Origin of the sequence: Staphylococcus sp. EG-SA-17 (assembly GCF_017151845.1) — a bacterium.
GTDB lineage: Bacteria > Bacillota > Bacilli > Staphylococcales > Staphylococcaceae > Staphylococcus > Staphylococcus aureus.
The window spans coordinates 1-489 of sequence record NZ_JACVZO010000087.1 but is presented as its reverse complement, the minus strand read 5'-3'; the positions used below and the strand labels follow the sequence as shown (position 1 = coordinate 489).

Genomic DNA, 489 nt, shown 5'->3' with positions numbered 1-489 from the left:
ACTATAGGAAGTAACGCGAAATAATACGCATCTGTACTTGTAAGTAAATCAAGTGGAACGCCAAAGAAACCGACAATGATATGTAAATATGGTCCAACGGCATCAGGAATGATCTTAATGAAATTTAAAGCAATTGACTTTAACATACCTGTTTCTTCTAAAACACCTAAGAACATACCTGCTGCTATAATAACTGCGGCCATCATTAATGCATTTGGTGCATGTGCCTTAAGACGGTTCATTTGCTCATCCACATTTGGGAAGTTAATCACTAATGCAATTGCAACACCAATCATAAAAGCAAATTCAGGCGGGGCAACGTTAGCTAACATCATAACTAAAACGATAATCGTCAATAGTACATTGGCCCAAATTACCCAACCATGTTTGAGCGCGCGTCCTCTTACAGGAAACTTAATGTCTTGATCTCGTTCGTAATTTTTCACAAGTCGATGAATATCAATGTTTAATGTAGGTTCTACTTCACCG

The 489-nt window shown here is 37.8% G+C and carries 1 protein-coding gene; it reads right to left on the bottom strand.

Features of this window, described 5'->3' with window-relative positions; translation table 11 throughout:
- Positions 1–489 (bottom strand): TRAP transporter large permease subunit (locus IDG65_RS14175; RefSeq protein ID WP_206174202.1); only part of this gene is annotated, 489 nt, incomplete at both ends.